Source organism: Natrialba asiatica DSM 12278 (assembly GCF_000337555.1).
Taxonomy (GTDB): domain Archaea; phylum Halobacteriota; class Halobacteria; order Halobacteriales; family Natrialbaceae; genus Natrialba; species Natrialba asiatica.
On sequence record NZ_AOIO01000038.1, the window covers coordinates 30,420 to 52,633 of the forward strand.

21 protein-coding genes are annotated in these 22,214 nt (G+C 64.5%); 9 read left to right on the forward strand and 12 right to left on the reverse strand.

What is annotated here, in order from left to right; genetic code table 11:
- The first annotated feature begins 112 nt into the window (after positions 1 to 112).
- The gene (locus C481_RS16595) at positions 113 to 961 is read left to right on the forward strand and encodes a hypothetical protein (protein WP_006110476.1); all 849 of its coding nucleotides are present in this window, start codon (positions 113 to 115) and stop codon (positions 959 to 961) included.
- Positions 962 to 1,013: 52 nt separating this feature from the next.
- On the opposite strand, the gene C481_RS16600 is transcribed toward C481_RS16595, so the two are convergent.
- Positions 1,014 to 1,478 (reverse strand): ATP-binding protein, encoded by a 465-nt coding sequence (locus tag C481_RS16600; protein ID WP_006110478.1) that lies wholly within the window; start codon positions 1,476 to 1,478, stop codon positions 1,014 to 1,016.
- Positions 1,479 to 1,691: 213 nt separating this feature from the next.
- Here C481_RS16600 and C481_RS16605 point away from each other — a divergent pair, with 213 nt between their 5' ends.
- Positions 1,692 to 2,030, forward strand: a complete 339-nt coding sequence (locus C481_RS16605) for a cupin domain-containing protein (protein WP_006110479.1) — start codon at positions 1,692 to 1,694, stop codon at positions 2,028 to 2,030.
- A gap of 124 nt (positions 2,031 to 2,154) precedes the next feature.
- Here C481_RS16605 and C481_RS16610 read toward each other — a convergent pair whose 3' ends face one another.
- The 3 genes from C481_RS16610 to C481_RS16620 all read right to left on the reverse strand — a co-directional run bounded on the left by C481_RS16610 (position 2,155) and on the right by C481_RS16620 (position 5,064).
- Positions 2,155 to 3,213 carry a hypothetical protein gene (locus C481_RS16610; protein ID WP_006110481.1) on the reverse strand — a complete coding sequence of 353 codons (1,059 nt, stop codon included), beginning with the start codon at positions 3,211 to 3,213 and terminating at the stop codon, positions 2,155 to 2,157.
- Between the two features lie 126 nt (positions 3,214 to 3,339).
- Entirely contained in the window at positions 3,340 to 3,906 is a 567-nt protein-coding gene (locus C481_RS16615; protein WP_006110482.1) for an HPP family protein, read from the reverse strand.
- A 72-nt stretch (positions 3,907 to 3,978) separates the two neighbouring features.
- Positions 3,979 to 5,064, reverse strand: a complete 1,086-nt coding sequence (locus tag C481_RS16620) for a hypothetical protein (RefSeq protein ID WP_006110483.1) — start codon at positions 5,062 to 5,064, stop codon at positions 3,979 to 3,981.
- Positions 5,065 to 5,395: 331 nt separating this feature from the next.
- Between C481_RS16620 and C481_RS16625 the strand changes: the two genes are divergently transcribed.
- Complete coding sequence (locus C481_RS16625) at positions 5,396 to 5,962, forward strand: FxLYD domain-containing protein (protein WP_006110484.1); 567 nt, start codon at positions 5,396 to 5,398, stop codon at positions 5,960 to 5,962.
- Positions 5,963 to 6,035: 73 nt separating this feature from the next.
- Here the strand turns inward: C481_RS16625 and C481_RS16630 are convergent, their stop codons facing one another.
- On the reverse strand, positions 6,036 to 6,923 hold the full coding sequence (locus tag C481_RS16630) for a PspA/IM30 family protein (RefSeq protein ID WP_006110485.1): 888 nt from the start codon (positions 6,921 to 6,923) through the stop codon (positions 6,036 to 6,038).
- 119 nt (positions 6,924 to 7,042) lie between these two features.
- On the opposite strand from C481_RS16630, the gene C481_RS16635 reads away from it, so the two are divergent.
- The gene (locus tag C481_RS16635) at positions 7,043 to 7,690 is read left to right on the forward strand and encodes an alpha/beta hydrolase (RefSeq protein ID WP_006110486.1); all 648 of its coding nucleotides are present in this window, start codon (positions 7,043 to 7,045) and stop codon (positions 7,688 to 7,690) included.
- 83 nt (positions 7,691 to 7,773) lie between these two features.
- Here the strand turns inward: C481_RS16635 and C481_RS16640 are convergent, their stop codons facing one another.
- The 3 genes from C481_RS16640 to C481_RS16650 form a co-directional block, all read right to left on the reverse strand.
- A complete protein-coding gene (locus C481_RS16640) occupies positions 7,774 to 9,657 on the reverse strand; it encodes an ATP-binding protein (protein WP_006110487.1) in 1,884 nt (627 codons plus the stop codon).
- 52 nt (positions 9,658 to 9,709) lie between these two features.
- Positions 9,710 to 10,483, reverse strand: coding sequence for a hypothetical protein (locus C481_RS16645; RefSeq protein WP_241434702.1), 774 nt, complete (start codon positions 10,481 to 10,483; stop codon positions 9,710 to 9,712).
- A 101-nt stretch (positions 10,484 to 10,584) separates the two neighbouring features.
- The gene (locus tag C481_RS16650) at positions 10,585 to 11,247 is read right to left on the reverse strand and encodes a DUF7344 domain-containing protein (RefSeq protein WP_006110490.1); all 663 of its coding nucleotides are present in this window, start codon (positions 11,245 to 11,247) and stop codon (positions 10,585 to 10,587) included.
- A gap of 325 nt (positions 11,248 to 11,572) precedes the next feature.
- Between C481_RS16650 and C481_RS16655 the strand changes: the two genes are divergently transcribed.
- The gene (locus C481_RS16655) at positions 11,573 to 11,917 is read left to right on the forward strand and encodes a DUF7113 family protein (protein ID WP_006110491.1); all 345 of its coding nucleotides are present in this window, start codon (positions 11,573 to 11,575) and stop codon (positions 11,915 to 11,917) included.
- A gap of 18 nt (positions 11,918 to 11,935) precedes the next feature.
- Here C481_RS16655 and C481_RS16660 read toward each other — a convergent pair whose 3' ends face one another.
- The 3 genes from C481_RS16660 to C481_RS16670 all read right to left on the reverse strand — a co-directional run bounded on the left by C481_RS16660 (position 11,936) and on the right by C481_RS16670 (position 16,588).
- Complete coding sequence (locus C481_RS16660; RefSeq protein WP_006110492.1) at positions 11,936 to 12,880, reverse strand: cohesin domain-containing protein; 945 nt, start codon at positions 12,878 to 12,880, stop codon at positions 11,936 to 11,938.
- Positions 12,877 to 14,706 (reverse strand): 5'-nucleotidase C-terminal domain-containing protein, encoded by a 1,830-nt coding sequence (locus tag C481_RS16665; RefSeq protein ID WP_338043620.1) that lies wholly within the window; start codon positions 14,704 to 14,706, stop codon positions 12,877 to 12,879. Before C481_RS16665 ends, C481_RS16660 begins: the two co-directional genes overlap by 4 nt.
- A gap of 607 nt (positions 14,707 to 15,313) precedes the next feature.
- Positions 15,314 to 16,588, reverse strand: coding sequence for a DNA double-strand break repair nuclease NurA (locus C481_RS16670; protein ID WP_006110493.1), 1,275 nt, complete (start codon positions 16,586 to 16,588; stop codon positions 15,314 to 15,316).
- A gap of 163 nt (positions 16,589 to 16,751) precedes the next feature.
- On the opposite strand from C481_RS16670, the gene C481_RS16675 reads away from it, so the two are divergent.
- The 3 genes from C481_RS16675 to C481_RS16690 all read left to right on the forward strand — a co-directional run bounded on the left by C481_RS16675 (position 16,752) and on the right by C481_RS16690 (position 19,726).
- On the forward strand, positions 16,752 to 17,015 hold the full coding sequence (locus C481_RS16675) for a hypothetical protein (protein ID WP_006110494.1): 264 nt from the start codon (positions 16,752 to 16,754) through the stop codon (positions 17,013 to 17,015).
- Between the two features lie 92 nt (positions 17,016 to 17,107).
- Positions 17,108 to 18,679, forward strand: a complete 1,572-nt coding sequence (gpmI, locus tag C481_RS16680) for a 2,3-bisphosphoglycerate-independent phosphoglycerate mutase (protein ID WP_006110495.1) — start codon at positions 17,108 to 17,110, stop codon at positions 18,677 to 18,679.
- 381 nt (positions 18,680 to 19,060) lie between these two features.
- Complete coding sequence (locus C481_RS16690; RefSeq protein WP_006110497.1) at positions 19,061 to 19,726, forward strand: class I SAM-dependent methyltransferase; 666 nt, start codon at positions 19,061 to 19,063, stop codon at positions 19,724 to 19,726.
- Between the two features lie 96 nt (positions 19,727 to 19,822).
- Here C481_RS16690 and C481_RS16695 read toward each other — a convergent pair whose 3' ends face one another.
- On the reverse strand, positions 19,823 to 21,346 hold the full coding sequence (locus C481_RS16695) for an NAD(P)H-dependent oxidoreductase (RefSeq protein ID WP_006110498.1): 1,524 nt from the start codon (positions 21,344 to 21,346) through the stop codon (positions 19,823 to 19,825).
- 147 nt (positions 21,347 to 21,493) lie between these two features.
- Between C481_RS16695 and C481_RS16700 the strand changes: the two genes are divergently transcribed.
- Positions 21,494 to 21,901 carry a hypothetical protein gene (locus C481_RS16700; protein WP_006110499.1) on the forward strand — a complete coding sequence of 136 codons (408 nt, stop codon included), beginning with the start codon at positions 21,494 to 21,496 and terminating at the stop codon, positions 21,899 to 21,901.
- Positions 21,902 to 22,214 lie beyond the last annotated feature (313 nt).

The following is a 22,214-nucleotide window of genomic DNA, read 5'->3' on the forward strand; positions in this document are numbered from 1 at the left end:
GCCCACAACCGCTCTCGCTTGCTTCGCTGTTGACGCGTACTTTTGCTCCGAAACACAGTCTCTCGAATCGCCAACACCGTTTACAACGGCGGTCGCCGTGGCACCTATTGGCATGACTGACGGTGAGCGGACGGGACTCTCTCGACGAACGGTACTGCGAGCGTCGGGGGCTTCGGCTGCGGTTCCGATCCTCGGCGCGAAACGAGCGAGTGCGGACGGAACTGCAGCCCCCGCGCCGTCGCCGGTACTGCCCGGCGATTGTCCCGACGCGACCGTCGAGCCGAGTATGACCCACTGCGAAGGGACGACCGTGGAAGGATGCGCCGACGACCATCCGGCGACGACCGAACTCCGGTCGGCGGTCCGAGAAACGCTCGCGGAAACGTATCCGACCGTCGGCGCGTTGCTCGACGCGGGATTCAAGCCGTACTTCGACACGCTCGACGTGACCGACGAGAACGGCTACGCGCACTGGCTCTCCCCGGAGTTCATCGGCGACGAAACCGTACTGGATCCCGAACGACCGGAATCGGTACTGGTCGATACCCAATCCTGGCGCGCGATCGGGGTCATGTTCATCGCGACCCGTGACGGCGAGGCCGTCGAACCGGCAGCCGTGTACGACGACGGCGAGGGCCGCTGCTCGCCCTGGCACGCCCACACCGGACTTCCCGGACGCTTCGCCTGGTGGTACTACCGGCACGTTTACGAGGGGACCGATGACATCGAGTTCAGCCTGCCGTGTCGAACGCCCTGTATGCTCCACGTTTGGGCCGTCGACCATCCCGAGGGCGTCTACGCCCACGACGCTCCGCCCGCCTCGGTCCGCGACAGAGAGTCCGCAGCCGACGCCGGGTTCGAGACCGACGCCGATCCCGGTGCGGACGAACTCGGCTGGGAGGTCCTCCCGGACGCGGTAACCCCCGACCGCCTCCCGGACGAGATTCCCCTGTTGAACTGACTCTGACCCCGATCGATGGAGCGCCGGTCGCTGCACCGATCGCGCCGACGCGTCACCCCTCTCGGCTCTCGACCCACCCCCACGATCCCATCGCGGCCAGAATCCGGGCGACCGCCTCGTCCGCCGGGCACTCGTCCGTATCGATCCGAACGTCCGCCTCCGGCTCGCTGAACTCGCGGTAGACGACGTGAACGCCCTGCTCGTCGATCGGGTCGTCGCGCTCGCGGTTCCGTTCGAGACACGTCTCGAGGCTCGCGGTGACGTGGACGAACCGAAGGGGCGAGAGGGTTCGAAACTGCGTCTGCCACGACCGGCGGTAGAAGGTTCCGTCGACGATCGCAATCGTGCCCGCCGCCGCGTCGCGAACGCGCTCGTAGAGTCGGTCGTAGGTGCGCCGCGAGTAGTCGTCCGAGTGAACGAGTTCAGTCGGCTGGCCGCGGGCGGCGAGCGTCTTCCGGAGCCGAGTGGCGAGAGTCGTTTTGCCGGCACCGGGCGGGCCGCAGATAACGACGATCACGGGTGACGGTTCTAGGAGCGGGTGTGCGGAGTATATAGGTGGTGGCACGCGGCCGAACGAGCGATCGTCTACACACCCGCTTCCCGTACCGATTTAGGGAGTGCGAACGCAAGGACGCATNGTATATAGGTGGTGGCACGCGGCCGAACGAGCGATCGTCTACACACCCGCTTCCCGTACCGATTTAGGGAGTGCGAACGCAAGGACGCATGCATGAGCTACGATACGGCGACGAAGACCGATCCGGAGTCGATCATTCCCGAAGAGTACGGCGGCATGTGGTTCCTCAAAGACGAACTCGAGACCGACCACCTCGGGTTCTCGGTCCTCGAACTCGAACCCGGCGCGGAGGGGAAAGCACACGACGAATCCGAAACTGGCCAGGAGGAGATTTACTACGTCGTCTCCGGAACCGTCGAGGTCGAATTGGAAGGCGAGACGCTCGCGCTCGAGACGGATGAACTCGTGCGGCTCGATCCGGACGAGCGCCGGAAGATTTTCAATCGCGGCGACGAGCGGGCGAAGCTCGTGCTGGTCGGTGCACCGCTATAATCCGTCGAACTGAGACGGACTGGTACCGATCGCCCGGCACGCTCGCAGACGGTCGCAGCTGCGCCGGCACTGCCCGACAGCGGTCCGTCTGAAGGGGCTGACGACGGTCGGTGCGGTGTCGACCCTAGCCGAGATCCTCGTCCCGCTCGCTTTCGCGCAGGATGAACGGCCCCATCGCGAGCGTTCGCTTCGCGACCGTCACGATCCGGAGGATGTACGTCGTGAACAGCACGAACGGCGAGAGCCCGACGACGAACCCCACGCTAGTGGCCCAGACGAGGTTGTCAACGCCGAGTGTCACGCCGGGAAATGAACTCGCATTGACGTACATGAGCAGGACCCCCATGACTGTGAGCGCCGAAATTGCGACGTAGAGGAGTACCCGCGAGAGGTTGATCAGTTCCCACTGGAAGTACAGCGTCTTGAAGTGCTCCCGGGCCGGTGCGAAGAGTCGCAGCGTCGAAAGCACGTCCTCGAGATTCTCCTCCGCCTCGTCCGAGAGCGAGTCCGCGTGGTCGACCTGAATCGAGCGAGCGTCGTAGATCTTTCGCGAGTAATTATACTGCAGTGCGCCCCAGAGAACCTCGAACGTGCCGAACTGAGCGCCTTCGAGCTCGTCCTTGACGGTCTGGGCGTTCTGGCGAATGTCGTCCGTGTACTCCTCGATAGCCGTCTGCAGGTCCTCGTCCCGGCTCTCCGAGACGGCCGACTCGAGTTCACCCGCGCGTTCTTGCACGCCGTCGACGAGTTCGTAGAGGAAGGCACCGGGTTCCGGCGGGCTGATTTCCTCGCTGATGGTCTCTTCGGTCTCCTCGCGAAAGGAAGTGGCCGCTTCCATGCGGCTGCGCTGGTCCCCGATCGCGCCCAGTTCCTGCGAGAGGACGAGTTGGTTGATCGTGACGACGATGGACGTGCCGGTGATGATCGCGCCGATGAACGACGAGAAGATGAAGGCGATGCTGCCCTGGCTATCGACGATCCATCGGTGCGGGATGAATCCGAACTGGCTGGTGCCGATCAGGACGACGAAAATGAGCGCGAGGATCGCCCCTGAAAGCGCGAGCCGGTCGACTCGAAGCAACAGCCACATTCGCAGTCCGCCGAGTCTGTTATTCGCGTTCCCGCCGGTGTTCGAATCATCATCCGACGCGTCGTCCGTTGCGCCCGAACTCGCGATGTGCATCGGCCGTGATGGAGCGACCACGCGGGCGGGTAAAAGCCATTGGTTGGAAGGCGACGGGTTACGCTCGGGTACGACGGGGTGACCGGAGGCGGCCGGCAGCTACCGGCGGCCGATTTTCGATGCCGGTCAGCGTGGATCTTTCGGTTCGACACCGTAGAGGTCCTGAACGCGGTCGACGATCGTGTTGTGAAAGCCGACGAGGAGCGCGACCGCGACGATGATGATGATGGTCTCGAGTACGGTCGACATGAGCCCGAGGGCGACGATCAGTGCCGTCGCACAGGCAGCAGGATGGTTCGTGTCGGACCAGAGCATGCCGACCGTCGTGAGCACCATCGAGACGATACCGCTGATGACGAGGCGACCGACCTCGGGCGAGAAGGGTTTCCCCTGTTGGAACGCGTCGACGACGACGATGCCGTTTGCGAACAGGACGTAGGCGATCAGCCCGCAGACGGCGGCAACGGCGTGTCCGCCGATCACGTGATACGGTCCTACCGCGCGGTCCTTCTCGCCGGTCGCGAGGAGGTACGCGGAGGGGCCGAGGCTCGGAAAGAGAAACGGCTGACCGGACATCCAGGCGAGGCCGCCGAGGAAGAGAAAGTGGAGCATAACGTTGGTTCCGGCGCTCAGGTCGTCGCGAACGTTGATCGACTCGCTGGTGGTGACACGGAGCTTGTTCCAAAACCCCATCGATTGTGGGTAATCACAACCGGTCACATAAACACCGGGCCGGAGTGACCAACTGGACGACGCCACTGGTCCCTACTCTACCGTATCGTTTCCCGAACTCGTAAATGGGCCCTCATCAGGATCTTTCTGTGGCATCATCGGACCGGCCGATGCGGTCCGGCGCGTGACAGCCGCCGTTCGGAGGATGTACGATGCCAATAGCGCAAGCGGCGAGAGGGCGATCGTTACGAGCACACAGACGATGTACGGCAAGATCGCGATCGTCACGTTCGCGCCGGTGATATCCGCGTAGAGAAATCCGATCAGCAGCGACGATAGAATCGCCGGAACGCCGGTAAGGATCGTCAACTGTGAAAACCGCGTCAACTCACGCTGCAGGTATATCGTCTTGAAATGCTCCCGGACGGTCGAAAACAACACCAGATCATTGATCAACGAATCGAGCGCATCGCTGCCTTCCGCCGGCAACGAGTCGTCGTAGCGCCCGCGTATCTGGCGCGCGACGTACAGTTGCCAGGGGGAATCGTACTCGATCGCCGCCGAGAGCGCCCCGAAGGTATCGAGCTGGGATCGTTCCAGCGTCTCGTCCATCCGTCGGCTGCTCTCGGAGGTGTCGTTTGCAAACTGGGTGATCAAACGCGTCTCCTCGTCTCCCCGACCGCCGGCTTGCTCCCCGGCAGCATCCGACTCCGAATCAACGGCCTCGGCAAGCGCAACTGCGCTCCCGTGAATCGACTCCGCGAGCAACTCGAGCAACCGCGTCGGTGACGCCGGAGCAGCCGGAACAGAAGCGGTCTCCGCAATCTCATCCCGAAACGAAAGGACGCCTTCGAGTTGATCGTGCGCACTCGCCGCCGAGGCGAACTCCTGTGAAAGGATCAACTGGTTGATCGAGACGACGAGCGTGACGAGCGAAAACGTCCCCGCAATCATCCCGCTTGCTACCCGCGTCACCGAATTGGCGTTCGTAAACGAAATTAGCCCCATCTCGTACAACCCCACGAACAGCACGAAGACACCGCCGGAGATGAGCGCAGCAACCGCCAGCCGATCCCCCTCGACTACCAGCCACTCCCGAACTCGCGTCATCGAGTTCGGCTGCTGATCCGTATCGGACCGGTACGACTCGGCCGTCTCGTTCGCCTCCGGAGCTGCCATACCACATCGCTCGACGGATATGACAATAAGCGCTCACGTTGCATATCCTGTCGCTGTCCCGCTACTGGCGAGCGCGTGTTTTGTTCGACACACCGACGGGTACGGAACGGGTGGCAGGCAGCCAGGCACTACAAGACACCAAGAGACACGGAGCAAAAGACAGGGAGACAGGAACACAGAAACGAGTTCACGACCTCCACGAACCAGCAGTAGCGACGGTTCAGGGTCCACACTGAAATACATCGGCGGTGATGTCGGAACCATACATGCCCGGTCACGGTCACGACGAACAGCTGGCAAACCACCGATCCCGACGGAGGAACACAGTCCGATGACCCGATCACCGAACTCGTCTCAGGAGCCACGCCACACCACGCAGCCGGACCGAACTCGTCGAGACGGACGGCACCGTCGACACGTCCTCGCGTCGCTGGGCCTCGGAGCCACCGCAGCACTCGCCGGTTGCACCAGCATCGGAACCAACGTCGGCGTCGAAACCGGGCCGAGCTACGAACGGGGACAGATCGACCCGCCTAGCGACGCCGGAAATCGGTCGGCTGAACAGCTGACCGCCGCAGCAGCCCTCGCAGAGCAGGAAACACAGGAGGGTGTCACACCGCTCAACCGCCTCGAGATCACGAGCCACGAGTTCACGTTCGAAAGCGGATTCAAGGGGTCGACGATTCAGGGGACGATCGAAAATACGGGAGCGGAGCGGGTTCGGCGTGCGGAGGTCCGAGTACGGGCCTACAACGAGATGGGAGAGCAACTGGGGCGCTATCTGTCGACGAACGGCGATCTCGATAGCGGTGGCGTGTGGGCGTTTACAGTGATCATCCTCAAGTCACCGTCCGTCCTCGACGAGTACGATATTACGGTGCTTGGAACACCGTCGTAGGTGACGCTGCGTGGGCTGTGGCGGTTCAGTGGGGGAAGTGTGTAGTGGTGAAGCGGTGTGGAGCCGGTCGGAATTAGGCGTTTTCCTCGTCCTGTAGCTCCGCGAGTTCGGAGTCGATTTCGGCGTCGTCGATATCCGAGTCGACATCGGCATCAGCGTCGTTCGCGGGTTCGGCTTCGGGTTCGCTACCGGTTTCGGCTTCAGCCTCGGATTCGGATTCGGATTCGGATTCGGTTGCAGCCTCCGTCTCCGTTGCACTCTCGCCCTCGCCCATCTCAGATTTGAGCGTATCGAGTTCGGCCTCGACACCGCTGCCCGTCGAGAGATCCTCGAGTTCGCGGTCGATCTGGTCCTTGTCAGACAGTACGTCGTCGAACGCACCCGTCTCGTGGAGTTCGTCGAGGGCGGCTGAACGGGCCTCCATGTCTTCGGTCTGTTCCTCGGCGCGCTCGATGGCGCGGCCGACATCCTCGAACTCCTCGCCGGTTGCGGTCATCGCCTCGGAGACGGTCGAACTCGCCTCGGCGGCCTCGTATCGGGCCTTCATCGTCTCCTTCTTGGTTCGGAACTCTTCGATACGGGTCTGGAGTTCGTTCTTCTGGTCGATCAGGCTGTCCTGTTGACTCTGGAGTTCCGAGACTTGCCGTTCCAGATCCTCGATCTGGTTCATCTTCGTCTTCTTCTTCTCGAGTGCGCGTCGAGCCAGATCCTCCCGGTCCTGGCGGACCGCCGTACGGGCCTGATCGTTGTGTTTGTCGACGTTTTCCTCGAGTCGGCGCTTTTGCATCTCGAGGCGCTTTTTCTGGGTGGTGAGATCGGCGATACCGCGTTTGACCTCCTGCAGCTGGTCGCGCATCTGCTCGTAGGAGTAATCGAGGGTTTCAGTCGGGTCCTCTGTACGGTTGAGCAGAGAGTTGATCTTCGACCGGATGACGTAGGAGGTCCGAGAGAGGATGCCCATACTCGTACCTAACGCTCGTCACCCTTAAAAACATCACATCAACGACAGACGACGTGAGAATCGACGGACAATCGGTGTTGCTCGCCGTTTTGATTACCTCCCGGTCCAAACGGATGGGTATGACCGACGTACTCGTTCCGGGCGGTCGCGACGTACGCGCCACGCTTACGGAACCGGACGCCGAGACGGACGCGATCGTCGTCGCCTGCCCGCCCCACCCCCAGCAGGGCGGTTCGCGAACCGATAGCCGACTCGTCGCCGTCGCGGATCGACTCCGCGAAAACGGGGTCGCCTGCCTGCGCTTTGACTACGGGGAATGGGACGAAGGCTACGGCGAGCGCGAGGACGCGTGCAACGCGATTCGGTGGGCCACGGAGCGCTACGACCGCGTCGGCCTCTTCGGCTTCAGTTTCGGCGCGAGTCTGAGCCTGCTCGCGCCGGCCGATCCCGACCTCGTTGTCGAGTCGCCTGTCGCGGCCGTCGCCGCGCTCGCGCCGACCGCGAGACTTGCGGCCGATCTCGATGCAGTCCGAGCGCTCGAATCCCTCGACTGCCCGGTCCGGATCGTCGTCGGAGAGCGGGATACGACGGCGGACTGGAAGCCGGTCGTCGAACGCGCCGCTGAACTCGGCGACGAGAACGAGAACGAGAACGAAAACGAGTTCGAGGTCGTCACCCTCTCCGCGGACCACTTCTTCGTCGGCCAGACCGACACGGTCGCCGAAACCATCGGACCGTTCCTCGAGTCTGCCCTCCGTGCGGAGTGAGACGGCCCGCTGTATCGATTTCCCGGCGCGACCCAGGGTCGCCGGGCGTGCCGGAACTGACTGCCAGCAGTCCGTATGAGAAGTCAGTCCCGCCCGTGACGCGTCAGGCACTTCGAGAGTCCGATCAGTTCCACGGGTTCGGAATTGTCCGGCGAGTAGACGACCATCTGTCCCTTCTCCATGTAGGGCACCTTGGATTCGAGGTTGCTCGGAATGTTCACGCTCTTGATCGCGTCCTCGTCGCCCAGGTTCAGGACGATGGTCGTGTTGATCTGCTTGAAGACCGCGTCGTGGATGTCCTGGGGGTCCTGCGTGATGAGGAAGAGCCCGAGTCGCTCCTTTCGGCCCTGCTTTGCGGCCTCGGTGAACTTTTTGATGACCTTCCCCGCCTGCACCGAATCCGCGTCGGTGAGGAAGTTGTGCGCCTCGTCCATCCCGAGCACGAGCGGCGTCTCCTTGATCCGGTCGTAGGTCGGGTCGTTCGAGAGCTTCTGGTCGATCAGCAGCGAGGAAAGCGCCAGCACGATCGTCTCCGTCGCCCGCGTGTCGTTGATGTGGTAGGTCGGCACCACGGTCAACCCGCCGGGACGGACGAACTCGTGTACCAGGTCGGTGATCGGCCGCGCGTCCTGGTCGAAGACGTGCCCGAAACCGAGCACGCGCCGCCGAACCGCGTCGAAAGTCGCCTCGTGGACCCGCCCCGACTCGTCTAACTCCTCGCGCAGCGCGGGATCGTTGAGAAATCGCGTGAACTCGTCGTAGGTCGCGTCGGCTCCGTACTGCTCCCGAAAACGCGGCAGGAGGACGCTGACCAGCGCGCCGTACTGGTTGTCGTTCAACCCGCTGCCCGCGACCAGCCACGGGTTCTCGTGGACCATCGAAAACGGAATCGTGAACTCGACCTGCTCCGCGCGGTGGTGGCCCGCGGCGTAGGACGAGGATCCCACCTTGGGGACGAACGCCGTCGTCTCATCCACCCCGCCGTAGGCGACCCCCTCCCGCTCGAGTCGGCGGGCGAACTCGTCGTCCAAGTCGGGGTTATCGTCGTGCATCTGGGCGTACTCGTCCTGGGGGTCGAACTGGACGACGGCGGGACCGACCTCGCGGCCGTCTGCCATCGGATACCGCCGCTCGTCGGCGAGGTACTGCCGGAGGACGTTCTTCGCGCCGTGGGTCTTCCCCGACCCGGTGCCGCCGGCGACGAGCGTGTGCCGGAAGACGAGCGGATCGCCGGCCTCGTAGTCGTCTTTCAGCCGGTAGTCGATCGTCGGCGGCGAGGCGGCGGTTCGAACCTTCTCGCCGCCGACCGAGAGGTGGCCGAGGAAGACGCCGTCGTCCGGCATCTTGAGTCCGGTCTTGATCGCCTCGGTGTCGTCGGCCTCCCGGATCACCGTCTGGGGTTTGGGGACGCGGTCGGTCATCCGGCGCTTGAGTTCGCCGTCATCATCGTAGAGGATGGCCACCGGCTCGAGGTTCGCGACGAACTTGTAATCGCCCTCCTCGATGCCGTCCGTGCGCATCGCACGCCGCGCGTGGATCTCCGTCGCGTCGTCGGCGTGGTACTGCTGGGCGTACTCCAGGCCCGTAATGCGACAGAACAGCGTCTCGCCGTTCGACGCTCCGCGGCCCCCGTCCGGATACGGGGCGAGCAGGTAGCTCCCGATGCGGATCGACGATCGGTTGCCGCGGGTGATGTAGGCCCGAAGCGTCGTATCGTCGCTATCCTCGGCGATTCGCAGCCCCTGGGAGACACAGATCGCTCCGATACCGACGTCCTCGCCGCGCGGTTCGACGGCAGTCGACTCGAAGGAGTCCTCAGCAGTCCCGGTTCCGGCCTCCGCGTCGCCCGCAGACTCGCTCGCACGCGCCCGGTCTGCCCCCGCTGTGTCGGCCGTACCGCCGTCCGACACCCCGGAATCGCCGTCGCCGTCGGCGCTGAACTCGCCGAAATCTCCCAGATCGGTCATACTCATCCCATCTGACCGGTTCCTAAAACGCGTTTCCCTCCTCGGGTGACTGTCAGTCCGACCGCAACGTTCGAACGGCGAGCGCGGCGCAACCGACGACGATGGCGATTCCGGACACGACAGCGAGTCCAGGGACGGAATTCGAGAGCGCATCGAGCGGAACGGTGGTCGTGTCCGCATCCGAATTCTCGTCCACAGTCGTCGCGTTGGCATCCGCCGACAGCGAATCAACGTCCGGATGATCGAACGACTCGAGTTGAGTCTCGCCGCCGTCGATCACGACGGTCGCCGACTCGCCGACGACCGGCATGGGCCAGTCGGTCGCGAGTTCGACCTCGCTCTCGCCGAACGCGATCGCGGTTTCGCCGGGCGGGGCGTCCGGCGCGACCGAGACGGTCAGCGTCGCGATCCGCGCCATTCCCGTCGCGCCGCCGGCGACCGGGTCGCGCCACTGCGTCGAGAGCGCCGTCCCCTGCTCGTGAGCGAGCGTCTGGTTCGCGTACACGTCGGTCTCATCGTCCTGTTCGAGCCACGGTCCGCGTTCGACGTCGGTGATCTCGAGATACTCGGGATGGTACTGCGCGGCGAGGGTCACGCTGGAAGCCCCGCTGCCGTCGTGGCTTCCCTCGCCGTAGAGAAGGACGTCGACGGTGAACTCGTCGCCGGATTGCGCCGTAACCGTCGCGGGGTCGGTCGAGATGATCGCGACGCGGTCGCCGGCGGCGACGGAGCCGATCCCGCCGAGCGTCAGTGCGCCGACCAGCACAACGACGAGCGTGGCGGTTCCCAGTCGTCGTGCGTGCCGGCCTGGAGGGGTCCCGGACATGCGTCTCGTCGGTCACCGTTCGTGGGCCATTCGTATATGAGTCTCGGGAGCGGTCGAATCGGGAGAACAGCGGACGGGAAACGGGGAAACCGGAAAGCGGTCTAGATAAACGACTCCATCGCTGCCGATTGGGAAACCCGACTCGCCTGCCGGTCGTACGCGACCGCATCGATGTCCGCGAGCGCGGGCAGATGGTTGTGGTGGAGTTCGATCGTCGCCTCGCAAGGTTCCGTGGGGCCGACCTCCATCCGCGTCGCAAGCACCGTCGCGAGTTCATCGACCGAAACCGGCTCGTCCTGTGTCTCGATGAACTCGAGCAGACGAAGTCGAACGGGGTGGACGAGCCGGTCGAGTAGGGTGGCACCGGCGTCGGCGTCGGTCTCGAGGAGCAGGGAGAGGATTGCGGGGGAAAGCGGTGGGTCGTCGATGAGGGAGACGGTGAGCGGCGTAGACTCGGTGCCGGTGTCGCTTGCAGCGGCGGCCTCCCTGTCGAGTTCGACCAGTCCGTGATCGGCAAGTCGCGGCAGGTGAGCGTGAACGAGGCTGAGACGAACTTCGTAGCGGGCCTGGCCGTCCGAGACGGACGTGTCTTCCCGTTGTAAGAGTTCCGTCGTCAGTTCGGTCAGTGAGAGGAAGTGTTCGTCCGTGAGAACAGAGAGGATACGGAGACGGCGAGGGTGTCGAAGTGCGTCGTAGCGTTCGATAGGAACGGTCACTACCGGATTCCGATCCCCTGTATCTCCGAGGTGAACGTCCGATCCCATTACCGAAGACAACTGCCAGAGCGGGGATAAGCCCGTTTCCAAAATGATTTGGTCTCGGTATCTGATATTATTCGGCGTATGAGTTCGTTCTCCGGCCAGATAGTCGAATGCCGGGCGAAGAACGGATGGATAGGGGGGAGTGACTATCACGAATGGTTGATTGTGAATTTGGGAGTAACGTATTAATAGCGGGCTCAGATCGCCAGTAGAGCCGTAGTATTTGGGTGTGGGGAGTGGATGGTCGGACCCGATCCAGTTTCGAATCCAGTTTTTGGTTCTCAAATCGTGCACGATATTTTTGCGGCTACGGAGCATAGTTGGACGTATGCTCATGGTATGCGGTTGTGCAGGAGACACCGAGCTTACCGGGACGCTGTACGAACGCGGCGAGCGCGCTCCGTCCTTCGAGGGCGCGCCGAACGAGGACGCTGCATATGTCTGGGTCTGCGACGAGTTCTACGAGGTCGATAGCGGTGGAACCAGCCAACAGGTCGACGGCAGAGAGGTCAATCTCGCGTTCGAATCGCCGATGCCGCGCGGCTTCGATACGCGAGATCAGGCGGTCGAGAACGCCCGCGAACACGTCCGAACGCAGTTCGCCAGGATCGGCGTCGATCCGTCGACAGTCGAGTTCAACATCAAGAAAGTAGAGTTGGATACGGACCTGTAGTCCGCCGACGGGGATCGTTCAGCGTGTTCGGGGAGCGAAGCGCGCGATGGCGAGTGAAATACAGCCGAGCACGGCGAGCGTCGTCGAGGCGAGCAAGCCCGGAACGGCATCCGACTCGGAACGGGATGTACCGGCCGGCGTGTCCGTAGCAGCGTCGTCACCGGCGTCGTCCGCAGTCGCGCCGTCGGAAGCGTCGATCGTCTCCGCTGTCTGCGTTGTTTGCGTGCGTTCGATATCGGCCGGGTCCGGATGCTCGAACGGGTCGACGGACGAGTTCGTCCCGGTCCCACTGCCGTCATCGTCGCCGCCGTCGATCGTCACGCGAACGGTCTGGTCGTCGATCGGTAACGGCCAATCGCGGACCAACAACACGTTCGTCTCACCGAACGAGAGGGTCGTCTCCGTCGCGGGAGCGTCGGGGGCGACCGCGACCGTCACCGTCGCGAGTTCGGCGCGGCCGGTCGCACCGTCGGCGACGGGGTCGCGCCACTGTTCGAGAATCGCCGTCCCCCGCTCGTGGGCTAAGGTCCGTCTCTCGTGAACGGTCGTCTCCGCTCCCCGGCCGAGCCACGGTCCGCGCTCGACGGCGGTAACCTCGAGCAGATCGGGGTGGTACTGGGCGACGAAATCGACGGCGCGCACCCCCTCGCCGCCGTGTCCCCCCGCGCTGTGGAGGGCGACATCGATCGTGAACTCGTCGCCGGGTTCGACATCGACGGCGTACGGTGAGGGGGTGATGACGGCGAGGCGGTCGCCGGTGGCGGTGCCGGTACCAGTGGCGGTAGTGGTAGCAGTGGCGGCACCGCTGCCGGTGGCTGTTACAGTCGGTGCCGCGGTAGCGATCACGACCGGACCGGCGAGCAGACCCGTCACCGCGGCAACGAAGGCGACGCCGAGCAATGCGCGGCGGAGTTGGCCGGTCCCGGCCGCGATATTCCGTCCGTCGTCCGGTGCCCGTGTCATTCCTGGCGCTGTCTCGAACGCGATGGTTGCGGGCGGGTGGGAGTTCTGCGTTCGGACTCGTTCGTCGTCGGTTCGTTCCGGTCAGCAGCGGCTGCAGCGTCCGTTTCCGTCGCGTCGGCCTCCCGCCGGTGCGCGTAGAGGTACGTCCCGGCGCTCCCGCCGGCGAGGGCGGCGAGCGGGCCGAAGCCGGGGACGCCGTCGGCATCCTCGCCGTCGTTCGTCCCGTCGCTCTCAGCAGTGGCTCCGTCGGGATCGGTTCCGTCGCCGCCGTCCGAATCCGCAACTGCATCCGCGGGCGGCGCATCGAGCACGTCGCTCACGTTCACGGGTGCCTTGAGTCGGAAGCGATCGTAGCCGTCCGAGGTCGGCACCGCGAACTCGTACTCCCAGGCGTCTTGGTCCGGTTCGTACGCCCCGAACAGTCGGGGAACGGGGTCGTCGACGCGCTCGAGGAGTTCGGTTAGCGCGTTCGCGTCGAACGCGACGGTGGCCGTGTCGCCGTCGACGGCGGCCGACGCGGCGGCGAGTTCGTCGCCGGTTCGGATCACGACTCGGAAGGAGTCGGTCGCGAGTTCGGCGGCACCGTCGGGTACCTCGATCGTGAGACGGAGTTCGCCGGCGTCGCGGGCCACCGCGGCGTCGTCGACCGCTTCGTCGACGCGAAGTAGCCGGTTCTCGCGCTCGGGGGCGACGGTTTCCGTCGCTTCGAGCCGGTCGAGAACGTACGGACCCTGGAACTGGCCGGATTCGAGGACGACGTCGGCCTCCGAGAGCACCGCCGAGTTCTCGATCGAGTAGTCGTTGTGCGCGAGGCGGTAGGTCTCCTCGTCGTCGATCGGTTCGTCGCCGACGAAGACGTTGTCGACGCGGACGGCGTCGGGGTGGCCGGACCACTCGTAGGAGATCCCCGAGACCTGGATCGCCGGCTGCGCGCCGAACTCGGCGTCGGGATGGGGGCGAATTGCCGATTCCAGATACTCGCGGACCTGCGCGCCGGTCGCCTCGACGACGACGATCTCGTTCGGAAACGGGAGGATGTTCATCACGTCCGCGCCGGTGATCTCGCCGGGCCCGTAGGTCGAGTCGCTGCGGATGCCGCCGCCGTTCTGAGCGGCGATGTCAACCTCGACGTCGCCGATCTCGCCGACCGTCCGCATCGCGTCGGTCATCAGGTTGCCCCAGTTCGTCTCGATGGCGTAGCTGTCGTAGGTCGCGTTGAGTTCGACCTCGCTCTCGAAGGCTGGCCGCCCGAGTTCGGCCTCGAGTTCGGCGGTCCACTCGTCGGTGATCGCGGCGAGCGTGTCGTCCGCCGCGATGTCGTCGGTGTAGCGGACGCTGATCCGGTCGTACTCCGCGACCGCCGGCGCGGGATCGCTGTCGGGCGTCAAGAGATCGGTCCGCTGCCAGTCGACCAGCTCGCCGGCGGCGTCGAGCGTGATCGCGCCGACGTGGTCGAACTCGTCGCCGAACTCGCTGATGATCGTTCCGTCGACGTGGTCCGGTTCGTCGAAGACGATGCCGGAGTGCGAGCCGACGATCGCATCGAGGCCCTCGACGGACTCCGCGAGCGTGTAGTGGATGCCGCTCGAGACGTGCGAGGCGAGCACGACGACGTCCGCGCCGTCCTCGCGGAGCGCGTCCACCGCTTCCCGGGAGGCCTCGACGTACTCGAGCACCTGCCAGTCCGCAGGGTAGTCGGTCAACGAGTGGAAATTCGTGGAGACGAGCCCGAAGAGTCCGACCGTCAACTCGCCCGCCTCGACCGTGCGCCACCGCTCGGTTCCGGGGACGGGCTCGCCCGCGTCGTCGAGCAGGTTCGCGACCACCCAGGGGAACTCGCTCTNCTCTCCGCGAACCGCGTCGTCGCGACCTCGGCTCCGAAGTCGAACTCGTGGTTGCCGACGCCGACGATGTCGACGGCCATTTCGTTCATCGCCTCGATCATGTGTTCGCCCTCGTACTCGAGCCCGAGCATGGAAGGGGCGAGGTCGTCGCCGTTACCGACGAACAGCGAGTTCGCTGCGTCCGCACGGATCCCTTCGACGACGGTATAGTAGCGTGCGAGCGTCAGGTCGTCCGCTCCGGCGTCGCGAAAGCGACCGTGAAAGTGAGTGTCGTGGACGAGCGTAACGGTCCCTCCGGCGTCCGCTGTCGTCCCGGTATCGGCTGTGACGCTCGCCGTCGTGGGAACGAGTGCCCCGACGGAGACGCCGGCCGCCGCTCCGAGGAATCGGCGACGGCTGCGGTCGACGGCGGTCGTCGAACGGTCGTGAACGCGCTCACATTCACGATTACGATGCCGATCACGATCACGGTCACAAGCGGTGTCGTCCCGGCTCCCGGTATCCCGACCCATAGTGATAATCGGTAATACTGGACACTAATAGGTTTATAATTTACACAACAATTGACACAGTTTCTCACAGTAGCCGCTTAGTAGTCTTCGTCCCAGCGGTGATCGTCGTACGTTCGCCTGCGGGACGTATCGAACTGCGTCTCGAGCGTCTCTCGAAGCGATTGCTTCTCCGGCGCGCTGATCCGCGCGAGTTCGTCCGCCTTCTCGACGATGGTCGGGGGGCCGTGGGCGATCGCCACGTCCTGCAGGAGTTGCATCGTCAACTGCTCGCGGGTCTCCGGATCGCGCGTGAAGGCGTAGGGGGCCTCGATCCGAAAGAGGAGATCCTCGCGCGGGTCGTAGACGACGAAGAACGTGACCTCGTACTGCTCGCGGTCGAGACGGCGCTCGACGCCGAGCGCATCGCCCTCGACCGAAAGGGGCCGGTCGACGCCACCCCGCGAGCGAAACCAGTTCGTGTAGGTGAGCCCGTCGGTGTCTCGCTCCCAGCGCGTGCCCTCGATATCCTCGACGAACTCGCCGCGCTCGAGCAGTTGGGTGAACAGCGCGGTGTCGTCGGCCCAGGGGACGCTCACGTCGACGTCGCGTTTGCCTTTCAACGTTCGTGTGACGACCCGCGTAGCGGGATTCTTGACGAAGCCGATGAGCGGCACGCCGCGGTCGACGAACGACTCGACCAGTCGCACGTAGTTCTCGAGGACCGTCGTCGGCCGCGGGTCCTCGAGCAGGAAGTCGGCCAGGTCGGGGTGCTGGTCGGCCCAGCGAAGCAACCCGCGCGGATAGAGCGGGCCGTCTAAGACGAGCAGGTCCGTCACGTCCTCGGCGTGCGCCAGTGCGTGCTTGCTCTCGGCGAGATAGAGCGCGAGCGCGTGAACGACGCCCTCCGCAAAGCGGGGTAGCGGCGGGATCTTCACGGCCCGACTGCGGCTGTACCCCGCGTCGAACTTGCCCCACTCCTCGTCGACGGTCATCGTCTCGTCGTTCGAGTGGACCGTCATCACCGTCGTCCGCGAGCGGTGGAGATCGAGTTCGCTCGGCGTCGTGCTCATGGCCGCCTGGGCGATGTCGATGACGAGCCCGTTCTTGAACGTCGTCGGGTTGATCGTCCCCGCGTCGAGGCCGTGCTGGGTCGGGAACTCGCGCTCCCGCAGGGCGACGGCCTCGCAGTCGACCAGCCGCCGGGCCCGCTCGTCGACCGGTTCGAGGATCGTCCGCCCGTCGTCGTGCAAGGGGTCGAGGAACGACTCCCAGACGGTCTCGGCGAACTCGCGGCGGTCGCGTTCGTCGGCACCGTGATCGATCCGCCTCGCGAGTTGCGCGATGCCGTCGAAGTGGACCGGATCGAGTGTCATGCCAGTTGGCTCCCGCCGAACTCGCAAAAAGCCAGTGGTCGATGGCGGCGGGGCGAAGGCGGCCGGCGATCCGGCGCACGCGGGCGCAGGGGGTTAACTCGTGAGCGGGTAAATTATCATCAGAAAAATTATATGAGTGGGTCGCATGGCTGTCAGTGTCCCGATGTCCAACCGAGGTACGGAGACCGACGAGCGCGATGAACACACGGTCAACTGGCGACAGACAAACGGCGAGGTCACCCTCTACGAACCCGACAATCCCGACGCCTGGATTCGGGCCAAATTCGAAGCCGGCGTCGCCCCGGAACACCGACTCTATATGGTCTGTCCCGAGTGCGGTGCGACCCTCGCGCAGCGATGCACGCCCGGCAACGGGACGATCTGTGGCGATTGCGGGACGGCGTTCGATCACGGGTCGGAGGCATAACTCCACACACTCTCGTATTCTTATACATTCGGCAGGATCGGCATGTCGCCGACAGCGACAGCTAGTTACGCCAGGCCGGATATCGCCCTGACATGGACGCCGCGTTGATCGTACTCGACGGCTGGGGACTCGGCACTGACGACGGACGAGACGCCGTCGCCGCGGCCGACACCCCCAACTTCGATCGGTTCGCAGAGCACGGTGCCACCGGTGAACTCGAGGTCTCGGGCCGGCGGGTCGGCCTGCCGGACGGCCAGATGGGAAACAGCGAGGTCGGCCACCTGAACATCGGTGCCGGCCGCGTCGTCTACCAGGAGTACACCCGAATCGCCGACTCCATCGCGGACGGCTCCTTCCGCGAGAACGACGCGATCAACACCGCATTCGAGAACGCGCGGGACAACGACGGGCGCGTCCACTTCGTCGGCCTCGTCAGCGACGGCGGCGTCCACTCGGACCAGGAACACCTGCACGCGCTCATCGAACTCGCCGCGGACCGCGAGGTCGAGGCCGTCACGCACGCGATCACCGACGGGCGAGACACCTCGCCGACCGGCGGCCGGGAGTACCTGGAAACGCTCGAGAGCGTCGTCGAGGAGCACGGCACGGGCCGTGTCGCGACGGTCTCGGGTCGGTATTACGCGATGGACCGCGACCAGAACTGGGAGCGGACGAAGCGAGCGTACGACGCGATCGCCGAGCGCGAGGCCGACCACGAGACGGCCTCCGCAGTCGCCGCTGTCGAGGAATCCTACGACCGCGGCGACACCGACGAGTTCGTCGAGCCGACGCTGATCGAGAGCGAGGCGCGTAGCGCCTCGGAGAGCGAACGGCGAAGCCGTGAGCAGGGCGGGCCGGCGCTCGAAGACGGCGACTCGGTGGTCTGGTTCAACTTCCGCTCGGACCGCGCTCGCCAGTTGACGCGCATGCTGGCCGACATCCGCCCGGAAGACTGGTCCGACGAGTTCGGCACCAGCCCGCCGGACGCGGAGGTCGTGATGATGACCCAGTACGACAAGACGTTCGACCTGCCGGTGGCGTACCCGCCGAACCAGCCCGAGAACGTGCTGGGAGAGGTGCTCGCCGACGAGGGACGGACGCAGCTTCGGATCGCCGAATCGGAAAAGTACGCCCACGTCACCTACTTCTTGAACGGCGGCCGCGAGGTCGAGTTCGACGGCGAGATCCGCGAGATCGTCGAGAGTCCGGACGTGCCGACCTACGATCTACAACCGGAGATGAGCGCCCCAGCAGTGACGGACACCGCGATCGACGTGATAGAGAGCGACGATCCGGACGTGCTCGTACTCAACTACGCCAACCCGGACATGGTCGGCCACACCGGCGACTACGAGGCCGCGATCGAGGCCGTCGAAACCGTCGACGCGCAACTCGGACGACTCGTCTCCGAACTCGAGGCGGCCGGGTCGAACGTCTTCATCACCGCGGACCACGGCAACGCGGACGACATGGGAACCCCGGAGCACCCGCATACGGCACATACGTACAACGACGTGCCGCTGGTCTACCTGTCCCCCGACGGTACCGACGGCGGGCGAACGGTCCGCGAGGGCGGCACGCTCGCCGACATCGCGCCGACGATGCTCGAACTGCTCGGCATCGACCAGCCGCCCGAGATGACCGGCGAGTCGCTGCTGGAGTAGCCGACTTGCCGTCTCGAACGATACGGCCCTGTCGAACTCGGGCGGTGGTAGATTCAGTACGCTCTGCGCTCAATACGGGTAGTATAGTTCCCGGACGGGAACGCAGCCTCTCAGACGTCGTCAAGATCGGTCTGCTGAATTCAGCGCGCCTTCACCAAAAGTCGAAGTTATAAATAAGATGTGCGTTACGCTACATCTAATGCCCATCGCTGTAGAATCTCGCTTGGCACCGTCAGTCCTGATTGCCAACGTTGCCATCCCCACCGTCTTTATTGCACTCATTCTGCTCGTAGGAGGGCTGATTACCGGTGGGATAGCGTTCGTCCTCGTCCATCTCTTCCGTAGGTTTTCCACCAAATCGGAAGAACCCAGTGACCGGTGATGCGGAAACGGACGCGCAATTCACAGGAGAGCAAAGCGTGGTACAACGCGCTTAGTCGGTACTACGATGTGCTGGTCGATCCCTTTCAAGGTCCTCTCCGACGACGGGGGATCGGTTTCCTCGGCGTATCCTCAGACGACCAAATTCTCGATATCGGCTGTGGAACCGGTCGCGGCTTGACCACGCTGCAGAACGCCGTTGGACCCGGCGGCAAAGTTGTCGGTATCGACGTTGCAGACCGGATGTGTCAGCTCGCACAAGATCGTGTTGAAGTCGATGCCTCATCTGCAGTTGTCTGTGGCAATGCGCTGGCGTTACCGTTCGACTCCGACAGTTTCGACGCCGTTCTCGTAAGTTTCACGCTCGAACTGTTCGAATACGAGTGTCAGATGGCCGTACTTGACGAGATACGTCGGGTGCTCGCTCCACGGGGTAAAATTTGTGTCATCGCCCCCTCAACAACAGCGAGCGATCTCGTTTCTCTCCTCTACAAGCGACTCAACGACGTTTTTCCGACGCTCGTCGACAGTCGACCTCTCGATGTTGGTAGCGTCCTTGCCCGAGCCGATTTCGAGATCATCCAGACCGAAATGGAGTGGGTATTGGCTGTGCCGGTCGAACTCGTCTTCGCCCGTCGTGGTCCGTCCGCGGGAGACCGATCCTGAACCGCCTCCTAAACCGGTTACTTCGGCCAAATTCTCCTGTAATATACGTGTCCCGTATCTCGCACGGCCATCCGGACGTTCCTCAACCGACCGGTATCAGGTGAGATTGAGCAACGGCACGATGGCGAACCAGACCAGAAAGCTCAGCGAAGCGACCATCAGCCCGTCGATGCGAGCGGGGGTCGTCCGGTTCCCCAATCGGGTTCGAAGGAGCCAGACGAGTGCAAGCGCATGGGGAACGCTGAGAGCGACCAGCGGCCCGTAGAGGCCGCCGCCGATACCGAGCGCCGCCCAGACGACTCCCGTCAGGCTGGCCAGCAGTGCGGTCGCCGCCGCGACGGTCGCAGCGCCGTCGATCCCGAAACGAACGGCGATCGTCTCCTTGTCGGCGCTCCGGTCGGCGGAGCGGTCCGGAATACCCGCCAGCGTGATCGACGGGAGCACGGCCAGCAGAAACGGGATCGAGAGCAGCCACGGCAGCGGATCGGTCGCCGCACCGCCCTGGACGACGTACCCGCACAGCAAGACGCCGGTGCTGTGGGTGAGGGCCACGTCGAGTTCACCGAGCGTTCGGTAGGAGAACTCGAGCGGCGGGAGCGTGTAGCCGAGCGCCAGCGCGCCGAGGGCGATCATGACGGCCGCTGTGAGGGGGGTCGAACCGAGGCCGACGGCGAGGGCAGCCCCGCCGGCACCGACGGCGAACAGGAGCGCGACCCCGATTCCGCGGCGCAGCGCCGCGAAGTCGAGTTCACCGTCGACGAGCACCCCCGAGCCGCCGGTGAAGGGGCCGGCGAACGCGTTTTCGCGGTCGGATGGATAGTCGATGAACTCGTTGGAAAGCACCGTCGCCGCCTCGAGAAAGAACAGGAAGGTGAAGCCGAGCCAGTACGGGAGCGACGAGACGGCGTCGCTCGAACCCGCTGCCGCCAGTGCGCCGATCGTGTACGCCGCCCACGCCATCGGGTAAAACTGCAGTCGGAGGGCTTTCAGCCACGCCGTCGTCCGGCGGCGAACGCGTGTCGAGCGGGAATCGGGACCGTCGGCGAGGCTGCGCCCCAGCCGGGTCGCTTTCTCGAGCCACGCCTCGCGTTCGTCCGGCGTGGACGATTCGACCGGACCCAGGTTCGTGATTCGAGTGGTTCGGATGCCGGCGTAGCCGAGCGTCGCGCGTTTGACGGCGTTGTTTCCCGGCTGGCGGTAGATCCAGCGGTAGACCCACGGGGGCATGTCCATCGTGACGAGCAATTCGGCGGTCGTGTCGTCCAGAAGCCCCTCGTGGCCCGCGCCCTCCCCCTCGTCGTACTCGACGAACGCGAAGCCGGGCGTGAAGACGCGGTCGAAGAAGCCCTTGAGCCGCGCCGGCATCGTCCCCCACCAATTCGGGTAGACGAAGACGAGGTGGTCCGCCCAGCGGATCGAGTCTCGGGTCTCGCGGAGGTCGGGTTCCAGTCGCTGGTCGCTGGGAGAGACCTCGTGGACGTCCGGATCGAACGCGAGTTCGGCGACGGCGAGTTCGCGAACGTCGACGCCGGCCTCGAGCGCCCCGTCGCGGTATGCAGCAGCCAGCGACCCGCACAGGCTGTCGGTCCGGGGGTGACCGAGGACGAGCAGGACGTTCATCGTCGCTGTGATCGTCCCACCGTGGGACGCGGCCGTCCTAAAAGACGGTGCTTGATGGTCTCGGTACGAAGTGCTCCCGAGTGCACAATAGATATCATATCAACGTTTAATACTATTTCGAGTCCGGGTGGGGGTAGAGAGACCGTCATGGCAACGTCCGATACTGCACCCGAGACCGAGGCCGTCGTCGAGGAGTACGTGCTTGGCGTTCGGATCGTCGCGACCGATGCCGGCGAGCGCTATCGCTTCGAGGCCCCCGAACACACCGAGATCGTTTTCGACAGCCCCGAAGACGCGCGCCGCTACGCCGACGTCTACTTCGATGTGAACGGCTTCGTCGAGGAGGGAACCGGCGAGCGCGGCGTCCCACCGGAGGTCGTGCAGGCCGGGAAGGATACCCTCGCGACCTACCTCGTGACGCTCCCCTGGGCCGACGTTAACTGGGTCGCCTCCTTCTACGGCGCGACGCCGACCGAAATCGAGCGGTATCTCTCGTGGGTTCGCGATCGGGCGACGGAGATCCGCACGCAGATCGCAGACCGAGAAGTCGAGTAGGCCGGCTGCGAGTTCCGTTCGCTTCGGAACTCGAACGCGATCGTTTTACTGGCGAACCAGCGGTTCAGTTCTCCATGCGGGACAGTAAGTAGCCCTAGCGCAGGCGCTGTGCGCGCCGGGAGCCGATGCGCGTCGGTGGCCGAAGCCGTGACATCGTGCGTTCTCGTTCGAGGTGGCCGAGCGCGGCTATACAAATCGGCCACAAGCTATATATGGTTCAATAGGAGACAGAGCGCTCGGTCCCGGTCCGGACCCGAATATAATGCACTAGTCCCCTATTATAAAATTTCACGTCATTCTCGCTTCCTGAACC